The 23,274-nt window shown below is 64.5% G+C and carries 24 protein-coding genes, 1 tRNA gene and 1 pseudogene; 14 read left to right on the forward strand and 12 right to left on the reverse strand.

Annotated features, from left to right (window positions below; genetic code table 11):
• The first annotated feature begins 74 nt into the window (after positions 1–74).
• Positions 75–151, forward strand: a tRNA-Arg gene (locus IEW58_RS05400).
• On the opposite strand, the gene IEW58_RS05405 is transcribed toward IEW58_RS05400, so the two are convergent.
• The 5 genes from IEW58_RS05405 to grxC are packed head-to-tail and all read right to left on the reverse strand — an operon-like array spanning position 152 to position 2,837.
• Positions 152–697: a DUF488 domain-containing protein gene (locus tag IEW58_RS05405; RefSeq protein WP_188644186.1), complete on the reverse strand. Its 546-nt coding sequence runs from the start codon at positions 695–697 to the stop codon at positions 152–154.
• Positions 694–1,284: a uracil-DNA glycosylase family protein gene (locus tag IEW58_RS05410; protein ID WP_188644187.1), complete on the reverse strand. Its 591-nt coding sequence runs from the start codon at positions 1,282–1,284 to the stop codon at positions 694–696. The genes IEW58_RS05405 and IEW58_RS05410 overlap by 4 nt, the downstream gene beginning before the upstream one ends.
• Positions 1,285–1,293: 9 nt before the next feature.
• Entirely contained in the window at positions 1,294–1,749 is a 456-nt protein-coding gene (locus tag IEW58_RS05415; protein WP_188644188.1) for a DUF1178 family protein, read from the reverse strand.
• 6 nt (positions 1,750–1,755) lie between these two features.
• A complete protein-coding gene (locus tag IEW58_RS05420) occupies positions 1,756–2,574 on the reverse strand; it encodes a carbon-nitrogen hydrolase family protein (RefSeq protein WP_188644189.1) in 819 nt (272 codons plus the stop codon).
• Positions 2,571–2,837, reverse strand: a complete 267-nt coding sequence (gene grxC / locus IEW58_RS05425; protein WP_188644190.1) for a glutaredoxin 3 — start codon at positions 2,835–2,837, stop codon at positions 2,571–2,573. The genes IEW58_RS05420 and grxC overlap by 4 nt, the downstream gene beginning before the upstream one ends.
• Before the next feature lie 169 nt (positions 2,838–3,006).
• Here grxC and IEW58_RS05430 point away from each other — a divergent pair, with 169 nt between their 5' ends.
• Positions 3,007–3,486: an Hsp20 family protein gene (locus IEW58_RS05430; protein ID WP_188644191.1), complete on the forward strand. Its 480-nt coding sequence runs from the start codon at positions 3,007–3,009 to the stop codon at positions 3,484–3,486.
• Between the two features lie 315 nt (positions 3,487–3,801).
• Here IEW58_RS05430 and pyrG read toward each other — a convergent pair whose 3' ends face one another.
• From pyrG to tpiA, 3 genes are all read right to left on the reverse strand, one after another.
• The gene (pyrG, locus tag IEW58_RS05435) at positions 3,802–5,433 is read right to left on the reverse strand and encodes a CTP synthase (protein ID WP_188644192.1); all 1,632 of its coding nucleotides are present in this window, start codon (positions 5,431–5,433) and stop codon (positions 3,802–3,804) included.
• A gap of 110 nt (positions 5,434–5,543) precedes the next feature.
• On the reverse strand, positions 5,544–5,912 hold the full coding sequence (secG, locus tag IEW58_RS05440; RefSeq protein WP_188644193.1) for a preprotein translocase subunit SecG: 369 nt from the start codon (positions 5,910–5,912) through the stop codon (positions 5,544–5,546).
• A 90-nt stretch (positions 5,913–6,002) separates the two neighbouring features.
• Positions 6,003–6,767, reverse strand: coding sequence for a triose-phosphate isomerase (gene tpiA / locus IEW58_RS05445; RefSeq protein WP_188644194.1), 765 nt, complete (start codon positions 6,765–6,767; stop codon positions 6,003–6,005).
• Positions 6,768–6,960: 193 nt separating this feature from the next.
• Here tpiA and IEW58_RS05450 point away from each other — a divergent pair, with 193 nt between their 5' ends.
• The 9 genes from IEW58_RS05450 to lexA all read left to right on the forward strand — a co-directional run bounded on the left by IEW58_RS05450 (position 6,961) and on the right by lexA (position 15,797).
• A complete protein-coding gene (locus IEW58_RS05450) occupies positions 6,961–8,892 on the forward strand; it encodes a peptidylprolyl isomerase (RefSeq protein ID WP_188644195.1) in 1,932 nt (643 codons plus the stop codon).
• Positions 8,893–8,969: 77 nt separating this feature from the next.
• Positions 8,970–10,415, forward strand: coding sequence for an anthranilate synthase component I family protein (locus IEW58_RS05455; RefSeq protein ID WP_229658445.1), 1,446 nt, complete (start codon positions 8,970–8,972; stop codon positions 10,413–10,415).
• Positions 10,412–11,227, forward strand: coding sequence for a phosphodiester glycosidase family protein (locus IEW58_RS05460; RefSeq protein WP_229658446.1), 816 nt, complete (start codon positions 10,412–10,414; stop codon positions 11,225–11,227). The genes IEW58_RS05455 and IEW58_RS05460 overlap by 4 nt, the downstream gene beginning before the upstream one ends.
• Positions 11,224–12,186, forward strand: coding sequence for a prolyl aminopeptidase (pip, locus tag IEW58_RS05465; protein ID WP_188644197.1), 963 nt, complete (start codon positions 11,224–11,226; stop codon positions 12,184–12,186). The genes IEW58_RS05460 and pip overlap by 4 nt, the downstream gene beginning before the upstream one ends.
• Positions 12,187–12,191: 5 nt before the next feature.
• A complete protein-coding gene (locus tag IEW58_RS05470) occupies positions 12,192–12,776 on the forward strand; it encodes an anthranilate synthase component II (RefSeq protein WP_188644198.1) in 585 nt (194 codons plus the stop codon).
• Entirely contained in the window at positions 12,773–13,765 is a 993-nt protein-coding gene (gene trpD, locus IEW58_RS05475; RefSeq protein WP_188644199.1) for an anthranilate phosphoribosyltransferase, read from the forward strand. The genes IEW58_RS05470 and trpD overlap by 4 nt, the downstream gene beginning before the upstream one ends.
• The gene (trpC, locus tag IEW58_RS05480) at positions 13,762–14,556 is read left to right on the forward strand and encodes an indole-3-glycerol phosphate synthase TrpC (protein WP_188644200.1); all 795 of its coding nucleotides are present in this window, start codon (positions 13,762–13,764) and stop codon (positions 14,554–14,556) included. The genes trpD and trpC overlap by 4 nt, the downstream gene beginning before the upstream one ends.
• Positions 14,553–15,029: a cyclic pyranopterin monophosphate synthase MoaC gene (gene moaC, locus IEW58_RS05485; RefSeq protein WP_188644201.1), complete on the forward strand. Its 477-nt coding sequence runs from the start codon at positions 14,553–14,555 to the stop codon at positions 15,027–15,029. The genes trpC and moaC overlap by 4 nt, the downstream gene beginning before the upstream one ends.
• A gap of 84 nt (positions 15,030–15,113) precedes the next feature.
• Entirely contained in the window at positions 15,114–15,797 is a 684-nt protein-coding gene (gene lexA, locus IEW58_RS05490) for a transcriptional repressor LexA (protein WP_188644202.1), read from the forward strand.
• Here the strand turns inward: lexA and IEW58_RS13940 are convergent.
• Entirely contained in the window at positions 15,751–16,680 is a 930-nt protein-coding gene (locus tag IEW58_RS13940) for a ComEC/Rec2 family competence protein (protein ID WP_268237100.1), read from the reverse strand. The two genes, lexA and IEW58_RS13940, sit on opposite strands and share 47 nt — an antisense overlap.
• 151 nt (positions 16,681–16,831) lie before the next feature.
• Positions 16,832–17,989, reverse strand: a pseudogene (locus IEW58_RS13945) (ComEC/Rec2 family competence protein); the annotation flags it as partial.
• 29 nt (positions 17,990–18,018) lie between these two features.
• Between IEW58_RS13945 and gltX the strand changes: the two are divergent.
• From gltX to IEW58_RS05510, 3 genes are read left to right on the forward strand one after another with little or no spacing between them, the layout of a single operon-like run.
• Positions 18,019–19,443 carry a glutamate--tRNA ligase gene (gene gltX / locus IEW58_RS05500; protein WP_188644203.1) on the forward strand — a complete coding sequence of 475 codons (1,425 nt, stop codon included), beginning with the start codon at positions 18,019–18,021 and terminating at the stop codon, positions 19,441–19,443.
• An 11-nt stretch (positions 19,444–19,454) separates the two neighbouring features.
• Entirely contained in the window at positions 19,455–20,741 is a 1,287-nt protein-coding gene (locus IEW58_RS05505; RefSeq protein ID WP_188644204.1) for a citrate synthase, read from the forward strand.
• Positions 20,742–20,752: 11 nt separating this feature from the next.
• On the forward strand, positions 20,753–20,947 hold the full coding sequence (locus IEW58_RS05510) for a hypothetical protein (RefSeq protein ID WP_188644205.1): 195 nt from the start codon (positions 20,753–20,755) through the stop codon (positions 20,945–20,947).
• On the opposite strand, the gene IEW58_RS05515 is transcribed toward IEW58_RS05510, so the two are convergent.
• Both IEW58_RS05515 and IEW58_RS05520 read right to left on the reverse strand, forming a co-directional pair.
• Positions 20,944–22,302, reverse strand: a complete 1,359-nt coding sequence (locus IEW58_RS05515) for a sensor histidine kinase (protein ID WP_188644206.1) — start codon at positions 22,300–22,302, stop codon at positions 20,944–20,946. The genes IEW58_RS05510 and IEW58_RS05515 overlap by 4 nt on opposite strands.
• Positions 22,299–23,264 carry a hypothetical protein gene (locus IEW58_RS05520; protein ID WP_188644207.1) on the reverse strand — a complete coding sequence of 322 codons (966 nt, stop codon included), beginning with the start codon at positions 23,262–23,264 and terminating at the stop codon, positions 22,299–22,301. Before IEW58_RS05520 ends, IEW58_RS05515 begins: the two co-directional genes overlap by 4 nt.
• Positions 23,265–23,274: the final 10 nt, after the last annotated feature.

Consider the following 23,274-nt stretch of genomic DNA (forward strand, 5'->3'; position numbering starts at 1 on the left):
GGCGAATGCCGCGCAAGACGGAACCGCATGGGCGATTGTCAGCCCGCTGCAGCGCGGATAAGGCACCCGCCGGCGCGCCCGTAGCTCAGCAGGATAGAGCACCAGATTCCTAATCTGGGGGCCACAGGTTCGAATCCTGTCGGGCGCACCATCAAACTTCGGCGGGATACACCAGCGCCTGCCCCTCTACGCGGGCGGCGGGGGTCATCTTCGCCGGCTCGACCCGGTCGGCTCCCATCAGGTGGAACACCTCTCTTCCGGCGTCGAGCATGTAATCCGCTACGAAGCGACGGTGACAACGCCACCAGACGGCTTCCGAACACATGATCGCGCAACGCCGCTCACTGCTGAGTGCGCTGAGCTGGGCAAGACCCCGTTGGAATTCGTCGGACAGCGCATAGTCTGCGTAGTTGTGAAAGCTTTGATTGGTCCAGTAAGCGTTGACCTCGGGCGGAACCGTCTTCGACTTTGGCCTGCGTCCGCCCAGCTCCTCGATCCTGACATGACCGATTTGCCAACGCTCCAGCGTTTCGGGCAAAGTGTCGAGGTTGTATTGCGGGTTGGTCCGCGAACGCGGCGTGCTTCGTATATCGACCAGCACATCGATCCGGCCTGCGCGCAACAGCTCGACGAATTCCTCGATCGAACGTGTCGAATGACCGACGGTGAATAACGGGAGGGCGTCCGTTTCCGTCACGCCAGAGCCTCCCGGACCGCGGACCGCAAGGCGGGCAGGACTTCCGCTTCGAACCACGGATTGCGCTTCATCCAGACTTGCGAACGCCACGAAGGGTGCGGGAGCGGAAGCACCTCTGGAAGATGGTCCCGAAACGCGCGCACGCGTTCGGTCATGGCGCCACGACCTAGCCGCTCGACCTGTGCGTAGCTGCCAATCAACAGGGTGAGGCGAAGCTGGCGCAGCTGCGCCATGATGCGCGCGCGCCACAGCGGGGCGCACTCCGGGCGCGGCGGCGCATCGCCTCCGCCCTTGCGGCCAGGATAGCACAGTCCCATGGGGACGATCGCCACGCGGCTCGCGTCGTAGAACTCTTCACGAGCAACGCCCATCCACTCACGCAGTCGATCCCCCGACGCGTCGGCGAAGGGCACGCCGCTATGATGGACCTTCGTTCCTGGTGCCTGGCTCGCGACGAGGATGCGCGCGGTCGGCGAGATCTGCAGGACCGGCCGGGGACCGAGCGGCAGAACGTGACTGCAGGCACGGCAGGCGGCAATCCCCGCAAGCAGGTCGTCGATCGGCTCGGCTTCATGCAGTGCAGGCATCCGGCTCGATCAGTTGAGCTCGTCTGGCGGGGCGACCGGAAACGGGAGCGGCACTACCGCGATCCCTTCTTCAACGAGAGCGGCCGCTTCGTCAGGGGTGGCCTGGCCGTGGATCGTCGCGGCGTCGCGCTCGCCATAGTGCATCGCGCGACTCTCTTCGGCAAATCGCTCGCCTACCCAGGTGCTTTCTTGCAGCGCAGCCGCCTGCGCCTTGGCAAGCGCGGCCATTGCTTGCCTCAGCGCCGGTGGGATCGCGTTCGACATCGGCTGAGTAGGGGGAACATCCCGGCGCGCATTTCCCTTCGCCGGAACGGCCGGCGCCATCGGCGCCTTTTCCATCTCAGCCGATCCGCAATGCGGGCACGCGACCAGTCCTCTCTTTTTCTGCTCGGCAAAGGCCGCAGAGGAGGCGAACCACGCCTCCGACCGATGGCCCTGCGGGCAAGTGAGGTCGAACACGATCATCGGGTGTCAGGTGGCAATCGAACGGCGATTGGCAAGGCTGGGAAGCTGCGCGCGCACCTGCCGGGTCCGGGACCGGTCGATTTCCGCAAAGCCTAGGCCCGGCCCCTCTCCACCCATGTCGAGCACCACGTCGCCCCACGGGTCGACCACCAGGCTGTGACCGTAAGTCTGGCGACCGTCCTCATGAGCGCCCACCTGCGCGGCAGCCACGACCCAGGCGCTCGCCTCGACCGCGCGGGCGCGCTGGAGCAGATGCCAGTGCGCCTGGCCCGTGGGCACCGTAAAGGCAGCAGGGATGGCGATGACGTCGCACGAGCGCTTGCCAAGCTCCTCGAACAGCGCGGGAAAACGAATGTCATAGCAGACCGTCAATCCCAGCCGGCCGACCGGCGTATCGCCAGCCGTGACGACGCTTGTACCGGCACGATAGGCGTTCGATTCCCGCCAGCTTTCCCCGGTCGACAAATCAACGTCGAACATGTGGATCTTGTCGTACCGAGCGGCGATCTCCCCCCGGGAGTCAATCAGTAGCGAACGATTGGCCCAGCCCCCCTCGGCCGACACCACCGCGAGGGAACCGAGGGCAATCCATAGACCACGCCGTGCCGCCGCCTCGCGGGCCGCGCCGAGAACGCGATTGTCTTCCTCGGGAACGATGTGATGAGAGGCGCGGGCGCGATCGCGGTCCAGCAGTCCGCTCATCTCGGGGGTGAACAACATGGTTGCGCCGCCCGCGCTGGCATTGTCCGCTGCGGACACGATAGTCCGTGCGTTCACTTCCGGGTCGATCCCGGCGTTCATCTGCAGCAGCGCGATGCGCGTCATGCGCCGGCGAGTAATGCGTCGAGTTTGCCGGATGCTTCCAGTGCATGGAGATCGTCGGATCCCCCTATATGGGTGGCGCCGATGAATATCTGGGGCACGGTGCGTGCGCCGGGCGCCCGCTGCAGCATCTCGGCACGTTTTGGCCCGCCCAACGTGATGTCGTGCTCGGTATAGGCAACGCCCTTTTTATCGAGCAGACGCTTGGCCCGGAAGCAGAAGCCGCAGCCGAACTTGGTGTAGATCACGACTTCGGGGGCGGCCATCGATTGTCCTTCGCTACAGACCAGCAACACCCTCTTGAACCGGGTATGCAGTCAACTATGTCAAGGCAGCCTGTCCGTGCCGCAAGGCGGGCGGAAAGGCAACGTTTCGGCGGGCGCCGCGGGTGCGGGTCCGTCGGTGGTTCAAATTGCTCATTGGAGGATTTGTTTCATGTCACGCCTTGATTTCACCCCCTATCGCCGCACCACGGTTGGCTTCGACAAGCTGTTCGATCTGCTCGAGAGCCAGGTGCGCAACAACGCGGGGGACAACTACCCGCCGTTCAACATCGAGCGGCGCGGCGAGGACGAGTACCGCATCACGCTGGCGGTCGCGGGTTTCCGCGCCGGTGATCTCGATATCACCGCCCAGCAGAACCTGTTGGTCGTGCAAGGTCGCAAGCGCCCTGACAACCCGCAGGGAGAGGTGCTCCACCTGGGGATCGCCAATCGTGGCTTCGAACGCCGGTTCGAACTGGCCGATTTCGTGCGAGTCGAAAAAGCCGACCTCGCCGATGGCCTGTTGATCATCGACCTCGTGCGCGAGGTTCCCGAGGCGATGAAGCCCAAGAAGATCCACGTCGGCGGACAGCCGGCTCTGGAGGTCGTCAAGGATGGCGACGAGAGTTCCGGCACAGCCGATGCCGCCTGAGGCAACGGCGTCTGGCGCCTGACTTCAACGAATGGGGGCGGACCTTGCGGCCCGCCCCCGCGACGTGAACGCCGCCTCGGGCGAATCTGACCGTCCGGGTCGCAGAAGACGATCAAACACGCACCAAGTCCATTTCTCTTGCTTCGGTTCTGCCCTGGGCTGCCATACGCAGTTTCCCGCAGACAAACTTAGCAAAAGGCAATTTTGCGGTAACCCTGCTCCCCTACGGGCGAACGGCCCTGTTTGGCAACATATATAACGTTTGCTGCCAGTTTTCTTGTAAGAAATAACCCGAGGCGCTTTCCGGGCTGGGGTCTAGACGAGACGCGCCTGGCGCAGGGCGGCGCCGATAAACCCGGCGAACAGCGGGTGGGGGTCGAAGGGCTTGCTTTTCAGTTCCGGGTGGAACTGGACGCCGATGAACCAGGGATGGTCGGGCCTCTCGACTATCTCGGGCAACAGACCATCGGGTGACATGCCTGAGAATACCATCCCGTCGGCCTCGAGGGCCTGGCGATAGGCCGAATTGACCTCGTACCGGTGGCGATGGCGTTCGCTGATGGTGGTCGCCCCGCCGTAGATCGCGCTGACGTGGCTATTGCCATCGAGTTTGGCCTCGTAGGCACCCAGGCGCATCGTTCCGCCCAGATCGCCTTCCACGCTGCGCTTCTGCAGGCCTTCCTTGCTCATCCATTCAGTGATGATGCCGACGACTGGCTCGTCCGTCGGACCGAACTCGGTTGAACTGGCGAGAGGGCGCCCTGCTGCCCTTACCCCTTCGATGCAGGCCATCTGCATGCCGAGGCAAATGCCGAGAAACGGTACATTGCGCTCCTTGGCGAAACGAACGCTGGCGATCTTGCCTTCGGAGCCTCGTTCGCCGAATCCACCCGGTACGAGAATCCCGTGCAGCGGCTCAAGCCTGGCGGCGATTTCGTCGTCGTCCGCCTCGAACAGTTCGGCGTCGATCCACCGGATGTTGACCTTGACCCGGTTGGCCATCCCGCCGTGAACCAGCGCTTCGTTGAGCGACTTGTAGGCATCCGGGAGGCCGACGTACTTGCCCACCACGCCGATCGTCACTTCACCCTCGGGGTGCTCGAACCGTTCGAGAATATCGTCCCAACGGGCCATTTCGGGTGCGGGAGCGCTCATTCCGAAGTGCCGCAAGACCTCGTCGTCGAGGCCCTCGCGATGGTACTGGACGGGCACCGCGTAGATGCTCGTCGCGTCGAGCGCCGGGATGACCGCTTCCTTGCGCACGTTACAGAACAGCGCGATCTTCGCCCGCTCGCTGTCGGGCAGCGGCTGTTCGCAGCGGCACAGGAGAAGATCCGGCTGTATGCCCAGCCCGGTGAGCTCGCGCACGGAATGCTGGGTCGGCTTGGTTTTCAATTCGCCGGCCGCGGCGATGTATGGCACCAGGGTGACGTGGACGAAACAGGTGCGCTCGCGCCCCAGTTCGTTGCGGACCTGGCGAAGTGCCTCGATGAACGGCAGGCTCTCGATATCGCCCACAGTGCCGCCGATTTCGCACAGGACGAAATCGAGATCATCGGTCTCGGCCTGGGCGAAAGCCTTGATGGCGTCGGTGACGTGCGGGATCACCTGCACGGTCGCTCCCAGGTAATCCCCGCGCCGTTCCTTGGCGATGATGTCGCGGTAGACGCGGCCCGAAGTGATGTTGTCGCCCTGGTGGGCCGAGACACCGGTGAAGCGTTCATAGTGGCCCAGATCGAGATCGGTCTCGGCACCGTCATCCGTCACGTAGACTTCGCCATGCTGGTATGGGCTCATCGTGCCCGGATCGACATTGAGATAGGGGTCGAACTTCCGGATTCGAACGCGGAACCCCCGTGCCTGCAGCAGAGCCGCCAGGCTCGCCGCCATGAGACCTTTGCCGAGCGAGGAGACCACGCCGCCGGTGATAAAGATATACCGCGCCATGGGAGTTGGGCCTTAAGCCTGTGAGTGGGGTGGAGGCAAGCCGGTGGGGGCGGCGGAGTGCCGCAATCCACAACCGCTTCGTCCCGCGGCGGACCGGCTTGGAGGAAAAACTAGCGGGTAACGTCGGCCAGCGGATCGTCGCCATTCGACGGTGCTGTCGGCGCGGCCGGCGCAGTCTCCGCCGGAGCCGGCGCATTCTGGACCGGGGCTGCGCGATCGAGCGTCGATTCGACCGATGTGGACCCGCCCGAGGTGTTGGCTGCAATGGCCGCCAGAATGATCGAAAGCACCACGAACACGACTGCCAGCCAACGCGTGGCCCTGGTCAGGAAGTCGGCCGCGCCGCGCGCGCTCATCATTCCGCTCGGGCTGCCGCCGATACCCAGACCGCCCCCTTCGGACCGCTGGATGAGGATCACCCCAACCAGTGCTGCGGCGACGATCGCCTGGAGAACGAGGAGGAAAATGAACAGCGACATGGGCTAGCGATCGATCCGTTTGCTTCAATGAGCATTGATGGGCCCGCGCGACTTAGGCGCGACGGGTGGGAACGGCAAGTACGGTACGTTTCAGGCGTCCTGCAGATCGACCGCGGCGACCACGATGCCGAGGAAGCTTTCCGCGGTCAGGCTGGCGCCGCCCACGAGGGCGCCGCCCACTTCATCGGCGGCCAGCAATTCGCGCGCATTCTCGGGTTTGACGGAGCCGCCATACAGGATGCGCACGGCCGAGCCCTGATCCTGGCCATAACGGGACACGAGCAAGTCGCGAATAGCGCGGTGCATCGCGCCGATATCGGCGACAGTAGGTGTCCGGCCGGTGCCGATGGCCCAGATCGGTTCGTAAGCGACCGACAGCCGCTCGTCCGCGGCGTCGATTTCATCGGGGAGCGAGGCTTCCAGTTGGGCGGTGACGAATCGCTCCGCCCGGCCTTCATCGCGCACCTGCTCGCTCTCGCCGCAACAGACGATCAGCTTGAGACCGGCAGCCAGGGCGGCCTCTGCCTTGGCCCGCACCAGAGCGTCGGTTTCACCGTGGCCTTCGCGGCGCTCGCTGTGTCCGAGGATCACGAACTTGGCGCCGGCATCGGCCACCATGGCTGCCGAAATGTCGCCGGTGAACGCGCCGTCGGCCGACGGATGGCAATCTTGCGCGCCGACACCGATCTGTTCGGCTTCCCGGTGAACCGCGTGGATCAGCGTATAGGGGGGAGCCAGCGCGACCTCGACCTTCATCAGGCGCTGGGCAGACCGATCGATAGCACGCGCCTCGGCGAGCATGGCCCGGGTGCCATTCATCTTCCAGTTGCCGACGACGTAGGGCCGAAGGGCCATGAGTGTTCCTAGCAGTGTTCGTGGAGTGGTTAGCCCGCGCTATAACGACGGACGCGGCCGGCCTGCTAGCGCGCAAAGCGGGTCGCGTCAAAACGGCGCAGGACCTGTTGCGGCAAGGTCGCAGGGCCTCTAAAGCCCTCGGCCTTCGCGCCCCTGCGGCGCCCAACCCGTTTCGCCAGGCGTCCGCTCCCCCATGCTCCAGTTTTTTCGCAATATCTTCAAATCGAAGTACGGCGTTCTCCTCACCCTCGTGTTTATCGGGATAATCGGTGTCGCTTTCGCGGTGGGCGATGTCGCGGGCACGGGCTCCCTGGGTGGAGGAATTTCGGGCGGCGACCGGGTCGCGGTCGTGGGTGGCGACAAGATCAGCGCCGCCGAACTGAGCGAGGCCGCAAGCAACGCGGTCGACCAGGTGCGGCAGGAAAACCCGACCGTTTCGATGGCCGCGTTCGTTGGACAGGGCGGACTGACCGAGGTCCTCGACCAGCTTCTCGACCGCAGGGCGATCAGCAACTGGGCGCGCGATCACGGCCTGCGCGCCGGTAACAACCTCGTGAACAGTGAGATCCGCCGCATCCCTGCCTTCGCGGGCCCTGATGGCAAATTCAACGAGGCCATCTATCAGCAGACGATCGCGGCCCGCAAACTGACCGACGCGGTGGTTCGCCGCGACCTCGCGGACGGGCTTCTCGCCCAGCAGACGCTGGTGCCGGCGGCATTCGGCGCGAAAATGCCGCAGAAGATCGCCCTGCGCTATGCGGCGCTGGCCAAGGAGCGCCGCCAGGGAGCCGTAGCAGTCATCCCGAGCAGCGCCTTCGCACCCAAGGGCGCGCCGACCGAATCGCAGCTCGTCTCCTATTACAACGCTCACAAGTCCGACTTCATCCGGCCCGAGAGGCGGGAGCTGCGTTACGCGGTATTTGACGCCAAGTCGCTTGGGTCCGTCGACCCCACGGACGCGGAGATCGCCGCGCGCTACGCTCGTGACCGGTCAACCAAGTATGCCGCGCGCGAACGCCGCAACCTGACGCAATTGATCGTGCCCACTCGCCAGGCTGCACAATCCATTGCCCAGCGCGGCCCCGGCGCGCTTGAGGCAGGTGCAAAGCAGGCCGGCCTGGAAACGGCGAAGGTCGCGGAGGTCGACCGGCAAACCTATGCGGGCCAGACGTCGCAGTCGGTGGCCAGCGCGGTGTTCGCGGCTCCCCGTGGAACGATCGCGACGCCGACAAAGGGTGGTCTCGGCTGGTACGTGGTGCGGATCGATGCAGTCACCAGCACGCCCGCCCGCTCACTCGATCAAGTGCGCGGCGAGATTGCCGCGGCCCTTCGTGACGAGAAGCGCAGCCGTGCCCTGTCCGAACTTGCTTCGGACGTGGAACAGCAGATCGATGAGGGTAATGCGCTGGCCGACATCGCCAAGTCGCTCAAGGTGGAACTGCAGACAACGAAGCCGGTGGTAGCCGACGGGCGGGTGTACGGCTCATCGACCGAGCGCGCGCCCGAGGTGCTTGCCCCTGCACTGGCGAGCGCATTCGAGATGGAGGAGGGCGAGCCGCAAATCGCCGCGCTTCCCGGAGGGCAGAGCTACCTCGTCTACGAAACTAGCCGCATTACCCCCTCCGCTGCCGCGCCAATGGCCGAAATTCGCGAGGACGTCGTCGCCGGTTGGCGGCGCGCGACGGGCTCCGCCGCCGCCAAGGCTGCCGCCGATCGCATCCTGGCCCGGATCGCCAAGGGGCAGTCGCTCAGCCAGGCGCTCGCCGCCGAGAAGGTCTCCCTGCCCTCGCCCAACCCCGTCGACATGTCGCGCGAGCAACTGGCGGCCCAGGGCCGTCAGGTTCCCCCGCCTCTGGCGCTGCTGTTCTCGATGGCAAAGAACAGCGTGAAGAAGCTCGAAGCACCGAACGATATCGGCTGGTACGTGGTCTCGTTGAATTCCGTTGAGCCGGGGAAGATCGCACCGAGCGACCCGATTGTCGCTCAGGCGGCCAACAGCCTTGGGCAACTGCTGGGACGCGAATATGGCGACGCGCTGAGGGTAGCCATCCGCAAGGAAGTGGGCGTCGAGCGAAACCCGGAAGCGGTCGCCGAAGTGCGCAAGCGTCTTATCGGCGAAAACTGAGGGCTGTTTCGCTGACCGGATCATCGTCTCAAAACGTCGAAGCGGCGCGCGCGGCGCTTCGCGAGGGTCGTCCGTCATTGGTATGGCGGCGTATCGTCGCGGACACGGAAACGCCTGTCGGCGCGGCGCTCAAGCTCATCGAAACCGGGCGGGGCGATTTCCTCCTCGAATCTGTCGAAGGAGGCGAAGTGCGCGGGCGTTATAGCCTGCTGGGGCTCGATCCGGACCTCGTGTTCCGGGCCGAAGGCGCGCGGGCGGAGGTCAACCACGATTGGCGGCGTCGGCGCGATGGCTTCGCGCCGTGCGAGGAGGGCGCCCTCCTTGCCTTGCGCAATCTGGTTGAAGAGTGCCGGATCGACGTGCCGCCTGGACTCCCGCCAATCTCCTGCCTCGTCGGATATTTCGGCTACGAGACGATCGGACTGGTCGAGCGACTGCCGCGGGCGCGCGGAGAGGGACTCGGCCTGCCCGACATGCTTTTTGTCCGGCCAACCCTGATCCTGGTGTTCGACCGGTTGGGAGACGAGCTTTTCTGCATCGCGCCCCTGTGGCCGGATGGCGGCCCGCCCGAGGCGGCGGTCGAGGCTGCGTCAGATCGGATCGATGAGGCTTTGCGCAAGCTTTCCCTCTCGCCGCCTGTACCGGAGCCGGCGCCGGCCATTCCTGATCTTGCACTGGAGCCTGTCGTTCCCTCCGGGGACTACCGTTCCATGGTCATGCGAGCCAAGGAGTACATCGAGGCTGGCGACGTGTTCCAGGTGGTTCTTGCGCAGCGCTTCACCTGCCCGTTCCCGCTTCCGCCGTTCGCGCTGTATCGCGCCCTGCGTCGCATCAATCCGAGCCCGTTCCTCTACTTCCTCGATCTTCCCCGGTTTTCGATCGTCGGCTCGAGTCCGGAAATCCTCGTGCGGGTCCGTGACGGCGAGGTAACCATTCGGCCGATTGCCGGCACCCGCCCGCGTGGAGCGACGCCTGAAGCGGACCGGGATGCCGAAACCGGATTGCTCGCTGATCCCAAGGAGCGCGCCGAACACCTGATGCTGCTGGACCTTGGCCGCAACGATGTCGGCCGGGTCGCTGCCCCCGGTACGGTGGAGGTGACCGCCAGCTTCACCATCGAGCGTTACAGCCACGTAATGCACATCGTCAGCAACGTGGTCGGCCGGGTGGATCCTGCAAAGGATGCCCTCGATGCACTGTTCGCCGGCTTTCCCGCCGGGACCGTCAGCGGAGCGCCCAAGATCCGCGCGTGCGAGATAATTGCCGAGCTCGAACCGGAGGTGCGCGGCGCTTACGCGGGAGGCGTGGGTTACTTTGCGCCCGACGGCACGCTTGATTCATGCATCGTGCTGCGGACCGGCGTCATCAAGGACGGCACGCTCCATGTCCAGGCAGGCGCCGGGATCGTCGCGGATAGCACTCCCGAATACGAGCAGCGGGAATGCGAGGCGAAAGCCGGAGCGCTGATCGCCGCGGCGCGAGAAGCTGCCCGCATCGCCCTCGAACCCGGATACGGCCAGTGAAGCGGCTGTCACCTGTTTTCAGCCTGCTCCTCGTATGCGCGTGCAGTCCCCAGGCCGAGGGCGAACCCGTCACCCGTATCGATCTCGATAACCCCGCCGCCGCGGCCGCCCCGCGGCCGACGCCGACGCCCGTCGCTGATTCCGCCTGCAAAACGGTCACGTTCGAAGACGCCGCGTTCACCGATTGCGTGGCCGATCCGGCTCGTCATCGCATCACGACCGTGCTCGGCAATCCACCGTACCGGGGCTTCAAGGCCCTCGCCGATGCGCGCGGCCCAGCTGCACCGAAAGTCGCTTTCGCGGTGAACGGAGGAATGTTCGGCGAAGATGGAAAACCCATCGGCTATTACGTGAAGGACGGGGAGCGGGGTCACGAACTGAACCGCAACGATGGCCCCGGTAATTTTCACATGAAGCCCAACGGGGTCTTTTTCGGCAGCGGCGGCCAGTGGCGGGTGATGACCGCGGACGATTTTTACGCCAAGGTGAGCGACCGGCCGGAATTCGGAACCCAGAGCGGACCCATGCTACTGATCGGCGGCAAGCTCCATCCAGAAATAACCGAGGATGGTCCAAGCCGGACGATCCGCAACGGCGTTGGCGTCGACGCATCCGGCCGCGCCCATTTCGTGATTAGCGAAGGCCCGGTCAGCTTCGGCAAGCTCGCGCGTTATTTCCGCGATATACCCAAGACGTCCGATGCGCTCTATCTCGATGGCGGGGTTTCCGCCGTCTGGGTGCCGGCCATGGGCAGGATGGATGCGCGCGCCCCGATCGGGCCGATGATTGTTGTCGAGGAGAAGCCGGAATGACCGCCAGCTATTCCGGGCGCCGCACGCTCTATCCGCCGATCGAGCCATACCAATCGGGAATGCTGGACGTCGGCGGTGGTCATTCGATCTACTGGGAGCGCGTCGGCACTCCCGGCGCGAAGCCGGCAGTGATGCTGCACGGGGGGCCGGGCGCGGGATGCAACGAAAAGCACCGGAGCCAGTGGAATCCGGCCCTTTACGACGTGCTGCTGTTCGATCAGCGCGGGTGCGGCCGGTCGAAGCCGTTTGCCAGCCTGGAGAACAACACGACCTGGGACCTTGTCGCGGACATCGAGGCTCTGCGCGAGATGTACGGCCACGACAAATGGCAGGTCTTCGGCGGTAGCTGGGGCTCCACCCTTTCGCTCTGCTACGCTCAAAAACATCCGGAGCGGGTCAGCGAACTCATCCTCCGCGGTATTTTTCTGTGCGAGCAAAATGAACTGGACTGGCTGTACGAATACGGCGCAAGCGAAGTTTTCCCGGAGGAATGGGAAGCCTTCAATGATCATATTCCCGCGTCCGAGCGCGGGGACCTGCTCGCTGCGTATTCGCGCAGGCTGACCGGTGAGGACCGTCAGGCTCGCATTGCTGCAGCCAAGGCGTGGAGCCGCTGGGAAGGTGTCACCGTCACGCTGCTGCCGGATCCCAAGGGTCTGGAGGAATCAACGCAGGACGAGCACGCCGATGCAATCGCGCGGATAGAAACGCATTATTTCAATCACATGTGTTGGCTCGAACCCGGTCAACTCCTGCGCGATGCGCATAAGCTGCACGATATCCCCGGGGTTATCGTGCAGGGGCGACATGATTGCTGCACCCCGCCGTCAGCCGCTTGGTCGCTGAAAAAGGCTTGGCCGCAGGTCGATCTCCAGATCGTGCCGGACGCCAGCCATTCGTTCTCGGAACCAGGCATCACCGACGGTCTGGTACGCGCGACAGACATGTTCGCGGGCTGAACCCCATGATCCTCGTCATCGACAATTACGACAGCTTCACGTTCAACCTGGTCCACTACCTGATGGAGCTGGGCGCCGAGGTCCGCGTGGTTCGCAATGACGCGATCAGTGCGGACGAGGCAATTCAGAGCGGTGCCCAGGGATTTCTCATCAGCCCCGGCCCGTGCACCCCCAACGAGGCTGGAGTGAGCCTCGATCTGGTCGGTGCGTGCGCCGCGGCCGGCAAGCCGCTGCTCGGGGTTTGCCTGGGCCACCAGTCCATTGGCCAGCACTTTGGCGGGCGGGTTGTGCGCGGCGGGCTGATGCACGGCAAAACCAGCGCGGTGACTCACGACAGCACCGGAGTGTTCGTCGGACTCCCCTCGCCCTTCATGGCGACGCGCTACCACAGCCTCGTGGTGGAGCAGGTGCCACCCGCCCTGGTGGTCAATGCGACCTCGGAGGATACCCACGTCATGGGATTCCGGCACATCGAGCTGCCAATTCACGGTGTGCAGTTCCACCCGGAGAGCATCGCGACCGAACACGGACACGCATTGCTCGCCAATTTCCTTGCCATGTGTGGGATCGCGGCAAAGAAGGTCGCATGAAGACGCTGCCCGCCGCCGAGCCCCATCTGAAAGAGAGCCAGGCTGAAGAGGTCTTCGGCGCGCTTCTGGACGGAGAGGTGAGCGAGGCGGAAATCGCGCGCTTCCTCTGTGAGATGTCCGATCGCGGCGAGACGGCGGATGAGATTGCGGGAGCCGCGCGGGCTCTGCGGGCAAGGCTGATCCCGGTGGATGCGCCGGACGATGCGATCGACGTTTGCGGCACCGGCGGTGACGGGCATCATACGCTTAACGTTTCGACAGCCGTCAGTCTGGTCGTGGCCAGCTCCGGCGTGCCGGTCGCCAAGCATGGCAACCGCGCCGCGAGCAGCAAGGCCGGCGCGGCCGACACGCTCGAAGCGCTCGGCATGAACATGGAAGCGGCGGGAAGGACGGCAGAGAAGTCGTTGTCGGAGTTGGGAATATGCTTCCTGTTCGCCGCCAACCACCACCCCGCGATGCGCCGCATCCAGCCCATCCGCCAGAAACTGGGTCGCCGCACCATCTTCAACCTGATGGGCCCGCTGTCGAATCCTGCCGGAGTGAAAGGCCAACTCATCGGCATTGCCCGGCCCGCATATGTTCCGATTTACGCGGAAGCCGCAGCTCGCCTTGGGACTCGCCGGACGATGATCGTGTCGGGTGACGAGGGTCTCGACGAGTTGAGCCTGGCGGGTGGCAATGAAGTCGCCGACGTGCGCGGGCACGAATGGGAGCTGCGCCGCGCGCGAGCGTCGGACGCCGGGCTGCCTACGGCCCCGATCGAGGCGATCCGGGGCGGGGACGCGCTGCACAATGCCAAGGCGTTGAAGGCATTGCTCATGGGCGCACCCGGACCCTATCGCGATGCAGTGCTGTTCAACGCTGCCGCCGCGCTGATTATCGCCGGTCGCGCATCCGATTACTCCGAGGGAGCGGTGCGCGCAGCCGAAGCGCTCGATTCCGGGCGGGCCGAAGATCTCCTCGCTCGCTGGATCGAACTCACCCGATGAACAAGCTCGAGGAGATTTGCGCGACCAAGCGGCAAGAGGTGGCCGAGCGCCGTGCTCTGGCCACCGTGGATGATCTCGATAGAATGGCTGCCGGGCAGACGGCGCCACGCGGATTTCGCGCTGCGCTGGAGAATAAGTCGCGCGACGGGTTTGCCCTGATCGCGGAAATCAAGAAAGCTTCGCCGTCCAAAGGTTTGATCCGGCCCGATTTCCGTCCTGCGGAACACGCGGCGGCGTACCAGTTGGCGGGGGCTGCCTGCCTGTCCGTCCTGACGGATGCCCCGTACTTCCAGGGGCACGAGGACTATCTGGCCGACGCCCGGCGCGCGTGCGAGCTGCCAGTTCTGCGCAAGGATTTCCTGGTGGATCCGTGGCAGGTCGCCGAGGCTCGGGCGATTGGGGCGGATGCGATCCTGATCATTGTGGCCGCGCTGGATGACGTCCTTATGCGGGAGATTGAAGCCGCGGCGCTGGAGCGCAGGATGGATGTGCTGGTCGAAGTTCACGACGAGGAGGAAATGGCGCGCGCCTCTGTCCTTCGGTCCCGATTGATCGGGATAAACAACCGCGATTTGAAAACCTTCCGCACCGATATTGGCACGACGGAACGTCTGGTCCGCATGGCACCCGAGGATGCCTTGCTCGTCAGCGAGAGCGGGATCGAAACGCACGATGACTGCGTAAGGCTTTCTCACAGCGGGGTGCGGTCGTTTCTTGTCGGAGAAAGCCTCATGCGCCAGCACGACCTCGAAGCTGCGACGCGGCGCCTCCTGGATGGCGAACCCCGATGAGCGGTCTTACCCATCTCGACGAGACGGGGGCTGCCCGTATGGTCGACGTGGGCGGGAAGGCGGAAACGCTGCGTTCAGCGACGGCATCCGGCCGGATAGCGATGACTGCGGAGGCCTTGTCCGCAATTCGCGAGGGGTCCGGCCCCAAGGGCGATGTTCTCGCCGCAGCTCGCATTGCCGGCATCATGGCGGCCAAGAAAACGTCTGAGTTGATCCCGCTATGTCATCCGCTTCTGCTTGAAGCGGTAACGGTAGATTTCACCTTCGAGCCCGGCGGCGTGCGCGCCACCGCTCGCGCGACCCTGACGGGCCGAACCGGGGTGGAAATGGAAGCGATGACCGCATGTTGCGTCGCCCTGTTGACAATCTACGACATGGCCAAGGCGCTCGATAAGGGGATGGTTCTGGGGGAAATTCGCCTTGTCGAAAAATCGGGCGGCAAGTCGGGACCCTGGCGCGCAAACACTCTGTAGCGGAAGCTCTTGACGGAGCTGTTGGAGTTGCCTAATTGTTCCGCGTTCGTTCCCGAATTGGAACGTTTAGCCAGAGGAACGCGCATGCTCACCGCTAAGCAACGCGAACTGCTCAAGTTCATCACCATCCGGCTCGAAGAGAGCGGCGTGTCGCCGTCATTCGAGGAAATGAAGGAGGCGCTGGATCTGAAAAGCAAGTCCGGTGTGCACCGCCTGATTTCCGCACTGGAGGAACGCGGTTTCATTCGCCGCCTGCCCAATCGAGCGCGGGCTCTGGAGGTCATCCGCCAGCCTGAAGACTCCGTCGCGGCCCCCCGGGTTCGGGCCAGTGATAACGTGATCCCCCTCCACCGCCTCTCGCCGCCGCGTGCTCATGCGGCAAACGACGTGGTCGAGCTGCCGCTTCATGGACGGATCGCCGCCGGTGTTCCGATCGAGGCGCTCGAAGGTCAGAGTACGTTACCGGTTCCGGCAGCGCTGCTTGGCCCTGGAGAGCACTACGCTCTGGAGGTTTCGGGCGATTCGATGATCGAAGCGGGTATTTTTGACGGCGATTTCGCGCTGGTTCGCAAGACCGAAGTCGCGCGTGACGGCGAGATCGTCGTCGCTCTGGTGCGGGACGAGGAAGCGACTCTGAAGTACCTGCGGCGGGAAGACGGGATGATCCGGCTCGACCCTGCCAACGGCGCGTATGAGCCTCAAATCTACCGTCCTGGCGAAGTCAAAGTGCAGGGCAAGCTTGCGGGCTTGCTGCGGCGGTACAACTGACCGCCTTTCGACGCTGATTGCCGCGGGCCACCCACCACGGGTGACCGCTCCGGCCCTCCGCCACTTTCGTTACGCCGGCATCGGCAAGGTACAGGGCAAGACCTCCGCTTTCAGCCAGGAGGCGGCGGTCGGCTTTGAGCCAGCCCGGAGTGCAACTGCGGGGCAGCCACCGGTCGGCTATGACGATATCGGCCTGGTCACACGCGGCGGCCAAGGCGCGCTCCTCGATGCGTGAGCGGCTCCGAGCCATCAGTATGCGCCAGCGACGTTCGCCCCGTTGCATCCCAAGCGTGCAGAAATCACGGCTGCAGCTGGCACCGTGCCACCGTTCCATGGCGATCGTTTCTCCGTCGACGCCAGCCAGCTCTCGCAGATTGTCGCGTGCATAGTCGCTCCGGCTCTCACGCAACATCAGCAGCTGCTCGCCGCGGACCCGAACGCCCACATGCGTGCCATCGCCGGATATCAGAATATCGGGCGCCGGTGTGGCGGCAAGCGCGAGCGCACCCACGGCGACCGGCAGGAGTCCCCACAGCCTGACACTTCCCTGCCATAACGCCAGCCACAATCCACCGGCGGTGAAACTGGCAAAGGCCCAGCCGTCCATTTGTGGCATCAGCTTGACCGCGCCCGGTTGCCCCGAGGTGAAATGAGCAATTGTCAGGAGCAGATCGAGTGACTGGCCGACGAGCCACCAGGCAGGCGCGCCCAAGCCCATCAGGTCGAGCGCCAATGACAATGCAATCAGGGGCATTGAAATGAATGTGACCAGCGGAATCGCCACCACGTTGGCGAGCGCGCCGTAGAAGCCCGCGCGGTGAAAGTGGAACAGCACGACGGGCATCAGTGCCAGCTCGATGGTCAGGCCCGTTAGCAGGAGCATGCCGGTTCGCCTGGCGATCTGCGATAGAGTGCTTTCTTCCCGCGGAGCGAGAAAGGCCCGAATGGGTCCGGCGGAGTGCAGCGCTACGATTTGCGATGACCGCCGCGAAGCTCATCTGGAAGCTCGGACTCACGACGGCTTCTGGCCACGCGAGCATGACCACGAAGGCCCCTGCGGCGACCATCCGCATCGAAAGTGGCTCCCGCCCCAATGCCAGCGCGCCCAAGACCAGCAGGGCGCCGACGCAACTCCTCACCGTGGGAACTTCGGCCCCGGTCAGCAGGGTATATGCTATGCCGGCGGCCGCGCCGCTCGCTGCGGCGACCAATGGCAAACGCACGCGAAGCGCAAGCCACGGCCACAGCGCGAGCAAGCGGATTGCCAGAAAGTAGACGCCAGCGATCACGGCGCTCACATGCAGCCCGCTGATCGATAGCAGGTGCGTCAGACCTGAATCGCGCATCGCCTGTTCGTCGACAGGCGAGATTCCACCGCGGTCCCCGCTAGCGAAAGCGGCGGCGATTGCGCCGCCAGAACCGGCGAGCTGATCGCGAACGTGCTTCGAAAGCTCCCGCTGGAGCTTGTCCATCGTTTTGCGCTTTGAGCTGGCCTCCACAACTTCGACCGGGCCGATGGCGCTCCCCGTAGCCGAAAGCCCGGCGAACCATGCGGTGCGGGCGAAGTCGTACGCTCCCGGCACCATCGGGGCAGCGGGTGGCATGAGCCGGGCGCGTACGCGGACCCGCGCACCTTCGGTGACCTCCGGTCCGAGTGATGAAGGTGGAAGATTAATGCGCACCTTTCGGGCGGACCCGTTTTCGGCATCCCGGTACGCCAGAGTTAGCCGGATGCGATCTTCCGCGGGCCGGTCCTCGCGGACCAGTATCCGGCCATCGATCATGACGACTTGCGGCCGCGCAACCGGCAGCGCGCCAATCATCGCCGATCGGGCCCAGATGAGCACGATGCCAAGCGCGATCATTAGCGCGATTGCGATGACTGCCCGCTGCAGCTGTTGCCGATTCTCGGCGCCTCGCCATCCAAGCCAGGCCAGGACGGCCAAACCGAGCGCCAGGCCAAGCGCGCCTGACCACCACTCCATGCCCGGCAGCGTGAACCATGAGGCGATCCCGGCCGCCAAGGCAACCGCCAGCCAGGGCGCGCGGTCGAAGCCCGCACGCTCGAGCCGCGCTTCGGCGGCGTCTCCGAGGCTGGACAAGCGCAATGGCTTGCGCCAAGGCTGCTGCTGCACTGCAGCATCGTCCTGGTCGCCCTCCAGAGGCACGAGCGACGCGACGCGGTTCGCCATGCAACTGTTGGATAAGGAAGCAAATTCGGATGGCAAGCGCTAGCGGAGAAGTAGTCACCCGCTTCGCCCCCTCGCCTACCGGGTTTCTTCATATCGGCGGCGCGCGCACGGCCTTGTTCAACTGGCTTTATGCGCGCCATCATGGTGGCCGGGCCCTTCTGCGGATCGAGGATACAGACCGCAAGCGCAGTACAGCCGAAGCAATCGACGCCATCATCGACGGCCTTTCCTGGCTCGGCCTCGATTATGATGCACCCCCCGTTTTTCAGTCAGAGCGCGCGGCGCGGCATGCCGAGGTGGCCTTCCAGCTTCTCGAGAATGGTCATGCTTACAAGTGCTACGCCACGACCGAGGAACTCGAGGAAATGCGCGCGGCCCAGCGCGCCGCGAAGCAGCCGCTGCGATACGACGGTCGTTGGCGCGACCGCGACCCGTCACACGCGCCCGAAGGCGCCCCGTTCGTAATCCGCCTGAAGACTCCGGACGAGGGGGAGACGGTGATCGACGACCAGGTGCAAGGCCGGGTCACGGTGCGGAACGAGGAGCTTGACGATTACGTCCTCCTGCGCGCCGACGGCTCACCGACCTACATGCTGGCAGTGGTGGTTGATGATCACGACATGGGCGTGACCCATGTGATCCGGGGCGACGACCACCTCAACAATGCTTTCCGTCAGCTGCCGATCTATCGCGCGATGGGCTGGCCCGAACCGGTTTACGCGCACATCCCGCTGATCCATGGCGCCGATGGCGCGAAGCTGTCGAAGCGGCACGGCGCGCTTGGCGCGGAAACTTACAGGGACGAGTTCGGCATCCTGCCGGAAGCGCTTTTCAACTATCTCCTGCGCCTCGGATGGGGCCACGGGGACAAGGAAGAAATCACCCGCGACGAGGCGATCGCGCTGTTCGACCTGTCCGGGGTGGGCAAGAGCCCATCCCGCTTCGATCTTAAAAAGCTGCATCACCTGAACGGGCATTACATCCGCCTGGCGGATGACGCCCGCCTTGCCGCGCTCGTTGCGCCGCGCATCGGCCCTGCGGTGGACCAGGCCCTGCTGACCCAGGCCATGCCGCAGCTCAAATTGAGAGCCAGGGATCTCGACGAACTCGCTGCCGGCGCTGCTTTCCTGTTCAAGTCGCGCCCGCTCGCGCTGGACGAGAAAGCGTCAGCCCTCTTGCAGGCTGAAGGTGCGCGCGACCTGCTCGGAAGGATTTCTGCGCTTTTGCGAACGCAAACCGACTGGACAGTGCCGGCTCTGGAAGCCACGCTGAAGGCACTTGCTGAAGAGCTCGGGTTGGGTCTCGGGAAGCTGGCGCAGCCGATGCGCGCCGCCCTGACCGGGACGTCCACCTCCCCGGGAATATTCGATGTACTGGCCCTGCTCGGACGGGACGAATCGCTGGCGCGGCTTGACGCGCAAGCTTCGTCTGCCGACGCGGAGCAGCAAATTTAAGGAGACCGACCATGGCCGACAAGCAGGCGACGCTGAGCTACAGGGACAAGAGCATCGATCTGCCGGTTCTGGAAGGCAGTGTCGGGCCGGAAGTCATTGATATTCGCAAGCTGTACGCGCAGACCGGCGCGTTCACTTACGATCCGGGCTACAAGTCGACTGGCAGCTGCGAAAGCGCGCTCACTTACATCGACGGCGACGAAGGCATCCTGCTCCACCGCGGCTACCCGATCGGCCAACTGGCCGAGCAATCGAGCTTCATGGAAGTCAGCTACCTCCTGCTTAACGGTGAGCTGCCTTCAAAGAGCCAGCTTGACGAGTTCACGCACACGATCAGCCGTCATACGATGGTGCACGAACAGCTGGCGACGTTTTACCGGGGGTTCCGCCGCGACGCGCATCCGATGGCGATCATGTGCGGCGTGGTGGGCGCGCTGTCGGCTTTCTATCATGACAGCGCCGATATTTCCGATCCCGAGCAGCGCAAGATCGCAAGTCACCGTCTGGTCGCCAAGATGCCGACGATCGCGGCGATGGCGTACAAATATTCGGTCGGACAGCCGTTTCTCTACCCGGACAATTCGCTGTCCTACACCGGCAATTTCCTGCGCATGACCTTCGGCGTGCCGGCAGAGCCGTACGAAGTCGTCCCAGCGGTCGAAAAGGCGATGGACCGGATTTTCATTCTCCACGCCGACCATGAACAGAACGCCTCCACTTCCACGGTGCGTCTTGCCGGCTCGTCGGGCGCCAACCCGTTTGCGTGCATCGCGGCGGGCATCGCCTGCCTGTGGGGCCCAGCCCATGGCGGCGCGAACGAAGCGGCGCTCAACATGCTCCGCGAGATCGGAACGCCCGACAAGATCCCCCACTACATCGAGCGGGCGAAGGACAAGAACGATCCGTTCCGCCTGATGGGTTTCGGCCACCGGGTGTACAAGAACTACGATCCTCGCGCGACGGTCATGCAGCAGACGGTGCGCGAGGTGTTCGATGCGTTGAAGGTCAACGATCCGCTGTTCGAGACCGCTCTGCGGCTCGAGGAGCTGGCGCTGAAGGACGATTATTTCATCGAAAAGAAGCTGTTCCCGAATGTGGATTTCTACTCGGGCGTGATCCTTTCCGCGATTGGCTTCCCGACCACGATGTTCACGGCGCTGTTCGCCCTCGCCCGGACCGTGGGCTGGGTGGCGCAGTGGAACGAGATGATTTCCGACCCCGCGCAGGTCATCGGACGTCCCCGCCAGCTCTACACGGGTCCCACTCAGCGGGATTACGTGCCGATCGATCAGCGCTAAGGCATCACGAGATGCAGGCCCTGGCAGCCGCGCTCGGCTTCCTCCTTGTCCTGGCGGGAGGATTGTTCGCGCTGCAGGGCCTGGGGATTGTCATGTGGCCCAGCGATAGCTTCATGCTCGCCGACAAAACCTGGGCGCTTTACGGCGGCGTGATGGCGGTGATCGGACTGCTCCTGATACTTTGGAGCAGGGCGCGCCGCGCCTAGCCGGGAAGGGTCAGGATAAAGCGCGCTCCCTCCCCCGGCGCGCTCTCGACAACAAGGTCCCCGCCCATGGCACGGGCCAGCTTGCGCGAAATATACAGACCAAGCCCGGAACCCCCGTCGCCGCTGCGGCCGAGGCGTTCGAACTGGTTGAACACCCTTCCCCCCTGCTCGGCTGACATGCCCGGCCCTTCGTCGGCGACCGTCACGCGAGAGACTTCCTCTGCCTTGTCTACGGAAAGGGTCACGCGTGACCCTGCAGGTGAATAGGCGATCGCGTTGCCGACAAGGTTAAGCAAGATCTGAAGGACCCGGCGGAATTCACCGGTCGCGGGTGCGGCCTCGCTCTCGCCGGGCGCCAATAGCTGGATGTCTTTCGCGCGGGCACGCACCGCGAGGATACCCGTCGCGCGCCGGGCCACGTCCGCGAGATCGATGAGATCGGGCTGCGTTGAGAAATCCGCCGACTCGACCGCTTCCAGGTCGGCGAGGTCATCGATGAGCGAAAGAAGGTGCTGCCCAGCGCTGGCAATGTCGGCCGCATAATCGCTGTATTCGTCGGCCAGCGGTCCAGCCAGGCGCGCCCGAATGGTTTCCGCATTGGCGATGATGCGGGCGATGGGCTGGCGCAGGACCGGCGTCACCTCCTGTGCGAATGCTGGCGGGATAGCGAGTGGCTCTTCCAATAGCGGCGCCTGCTCGGACAACGGAGTGTCGGCGACAAATAGAAGCTCGAACCCCGCGCTTCCCGGCTCCGGCCGTCCCAAAGGAACAAGGGTAACCGTCCAGCGGCGCCCCGAACCGGGAATCTCGCACCGTGCGCCATCGAGCAGGCGCCAGTGCAGCGGCTGCCGGTGAGCAAGGTCGGGAAACGTGACGAACTCGCTCCACAGCTTGCCTTGCCCCGCTCGCATTGCGTGGGCCACTTGGTCGAGATCGGCTGCGTGGGCGTCCACCGTCAGCAAACGCTGGCTGCCATCCAGTCGCGCGGTAAGTTCCGCCACATCGCGATCGATTTCGATCCGACGGGCTGCTGCGGCATCATCGGTTTCCGCAGTGGGAGGCGTGGCGGTCCACGCGCCAACCTCGATGGTGCAACCGCCATGCGACTGTTGTGGAGGTGCAATATCGACCCAGGCCCGTACCATGGCCTCGCCATCGAAGGCTATGATTGTCCGGGCAATCTTCAGGCCAAGGGTGCGTGATTTTCGAACCGCTTCGAGCAATTGTGGTATCGCGACGGTTCCTGGCAGATCACCGCCGCAGCGCGTCTGCAGCCCGGCCAGGGGCTCGTCTGCCTCGATCAGACGGTCCTCCCCGTCCGTCACACCGCGCGCGAAGACATTCGAAGCGCTCATCTCAGAACGCCCGGGTTCAATTGCGAGGCACCTAGAATGCGGTGGGCCCCGGCGGTGTCGAGCGCAGTGAGTTCCTGCGGCACGTTGAGGTCGGGATGAAGGTGGACGAATTGCTCCTCTATCGCCCTCGGCTTCAGTCCGGCTGCGCGAAGCGACAACGCGAGCCGCACGATCTGTCGTTCATTGGTGGAAAGTATCGCAAGGTCGCGCTGCTGGTGCGTCGTCGCTGCCAGCGCCGTCAGGAAGATGGCGGCGCCCGCATGATTGACGGAGAGCGCGGCCAATGCACCTGCTCCCATCGCATGAATGAGACGGGCAAGCAGTCCAAGTCGGCTCGCACCCTCGTCATACCCGTCACGCAGCGATTTCGCCGCTAGACGCGCCGCCTCGTCGTCCCCTCCGCATTCCCGCTCCAGCGCCGTGATAGCAATATGAAAGTGTTCCGCTGGGAGTTCGTCCAGGGGTAACTCCATCCGCCGCTGGAATTGTACAAAGCGGGCTTGGGCCGCCAGCGCTGCCATCGCCATCGACGCCGTTGTGGGATCGTCCGATGCTATCAGTGACTCGAGTAAAGGAGAAAGCACGGGGTCGATGGCGCTGCGTGCCTCAAGGCGCGAGGCGAGCTGCCATTCCAGGGCAAGGGCATGGCAGTGCAAGACAAGGCGCTGGTCGGCAAGAAGGTTCGCGGCGAGATCGGGAGTGTCATGACCGGCGTGCGCGCGCGCGTCTTTCTCGCCCGCTGCTGTCGCTCGCGCGAACAGCAACTGGCGGGCCAGATCGCCAACCATGCCACGTACGCGGCTGACGATCTCATCGCTGAACAGGGAGCTATGGCGAGTGGACAGCAAGTGACCAAGAACCGGCCCGGCCGTCCGCAGCACTGCGTCGCCGCGTGCGAGTTCTTCACCCACGGCGGCTTCAATGGCAGCCTCGCTGGCTGGGAACGGCGCGGAATTTTCCATTGCCGGCGCA

The organism is Tsuneonella deserti (assembly GCF_014644315.1).
GTDB classification, from domain to species: domain Bacteria; phylum Pseudomonadota; class Alphaproteobacteria; order Sphingomonadales; family Sphingomonadaceae; genus Tsuneonella; species Tsuneonella deserti.